The 2232-nt window shown below is 34.8% G+C and carries 2 protein-coding genes; both read left to right on the forward strand.

The window, feature by feature from the left end; translation table 11 throughout:
• Nucleotides 1-296: methyl-accepting chemotaxis protein (locus LEP1GSC059_RS16825; protein WP_000330845.1), on the forward strand; the 296-nt coding region annotated here is incomplete at its 5' end.
• Nucleotides 297-826: 530 nt separating this feature from the next.
• The coding region (locus LEP1GSC059_RS16835) for a methyl-accepting chemotaxis protein (protein WP_017215435.1) at nucleotides 827-2232 on the forward strand (1406 nt) is incomplete at its 3' end.

Raw genomic sequence — 2232 nt, forward strand, 5'->3', positions numbered from 1 at the left:
TTGAAGAATTTGATCGTTATGCTAAGAACGTTCTTACTTCTGTTAAAACTCAGGAAGAGAATACTAAAGAAATTGCACAAAGTGCTAACGAACTGATGACCTTTAGTTTACAAATTGAAGAAGCGGTTTTAGAACAAAAGCGTGCTACGGATGAAATTACAAAAACGATCATGAGCATTTCTGACGGTACTCAAGAAATTGCTTCGGGCGCGGATGATCTTACTTCATTCTCCGGAAACATACACGGACAAGCACGAAATCTAGGTCAATTGATTGGCAAATTTAAGACTCATTGAACTTGATAACACTACATACAATCTGACTACTCATTTTTTAAGAGAATTTTGAATCAGATGATAGTCACAAAATAGTAATTTCATTCAGAAATTTGATTTTAAGATCATTAGAGTTGTTGAAAAAATGAATTTCTTCCGTTTTTTCGCTCAAATGAGTCGATAAAAAATTTTGTTAATCGTAAATATTGAACTCTATTTCTTTTTAGATTTGATAGAAGTTCCTTCAAATATATTTGAGAAAAATAAAATAGAGTTGTTGAAAAATTCAATAATCCAGTTTAACAAAACTACTTCAGTCGACAGATTTCATAAAACAAAAGCAGATGGAGATTCATTTTTCAACGACTACTAATATTTAAACTTTGTTTTCTATTAAAATAATTCAAATCAGATTCTTATAAATGATATTGCTATTTATAATTCTTCTTTAGAGCGTCTCTTTAAAGATGAATATTTAATTGATGAATTCTTATTTTTAGATAAAATAACTTCTCCTCGGTTTCAGATTCAAAAAGGTTGAAAAAAATAACATGAGCATTCGGTTTCGAATTTCGCTTTATTTATCCATAGTTTTATTTCTTGGGTTTAGTTTCCTTGCTGTAGTCAATTCAGTCATCTCTTATGATAATTTAAAATCGGAAGTAGAAAGTAATTCCGCTATCACATCCGAACGTTGGTCCTTAGAAGTAAAGGACACTTTAGACTCGGCTATGTTCTATGCGAGAGGTTTTAGATCTCCTTTAATATTCACTTCACCACCTAGAGATACGATCATCACTTCTATCAAAGAAGTCATTGAAAGAAATCCTAACTTTTTTGCCCTTTGGCTTGTCTTTGAACCAAACCTATACGACGGTAAAGACTCTCAATATCAAAACGCGTTTGCACACGACTCCACTGGAAGATTTATTCCCTACGTATTTCAATCGGGAGAAAAAGGGAAGGCGCTGATTAGATCCAGCATCGGATACGAAAATCAGGACGGAACCGGAGACTTCTATCAAATGCCTAAAAAGAAAAATATCTATTACGTTTCGGAACCATATCGTTATAAGTCCGAAAGTATAGATACGATGATGATCTCCATCGTCGCTCCAATTAGTAAAGACGGCTTCTTTAGAGGAGCTTGTGGAATTGATTTAAAAGCAGAAGAATTACAAAAGAAATTTGGAGAAGTAAAGCCGTTTCGCAATCAAGGATATATGGCTCTCATTTCTCCGAGTGGACTTTACACAGTAAATGGAAAAGATCCTTCTTTGATCGGGAAAAAAATTACAGATCCTAAAGAATTGGATCTATTTTTAAAACAAAGCCAAGAAGGAAAAAATTTCACATTCAACTCGGATGAATACACTCACTACTACTTTCCGTTTCATGTAGGTAAAGACAAACGTTATTGGGTCATGCAAGTAAGCGTTCCGGATTCGATTTATAAAGATGAAATGTTAAAAACCGTTTTGACAAGGGCCTTAACCGCAATTTTGATTTTAGTTTCCGTTCTGGTTTGTTTGAATTTTATATTCCAAAAATTGATTACTGCCGGTCTTCTCAAAGCCATTGGTTTTTCGGAAGAAATCGCTGACGGAAACTTAATCGCCCAAAGTTCTCACGATAAAAAAGATGAAATCGGAACTCTTCTCACTTCCATGAATAAAATGAGAGAAGATCTCCTCAAAGTTCTAAGAGAAATCGGGGGTTCCGCAAACACTCTCAGAGATACTTCAGAAAAAATGGCCGATTCTTCTAGAAACTTTTCTGACGTCGCTCAAACACAAGCTTCCGCTGCAGAAGAATCTTCCGCTGCTGTTGAAGAACTCGCTGCTTCCGCTCAAAACGTTGGTAAGTCCATGGAAAAAGCTGTTTTGAGTATGAAAGAAATCGACGGGAATGTAATTCGACTAAAAGAGCAAATCGTAAACATCAACAGAGAAATGCA

This window comes from Leptospira noguchii serovar Panama str. CZ214 (genome assembly GCF_000306255.2).
In the GTDB taxonomy this organism is placed as follows: domain Bacteria; phylum Spirochaetota; class Leptospiria; order Leptospirales; family Leptospiraceae; genus Leptospira; species Leptospira noguchii.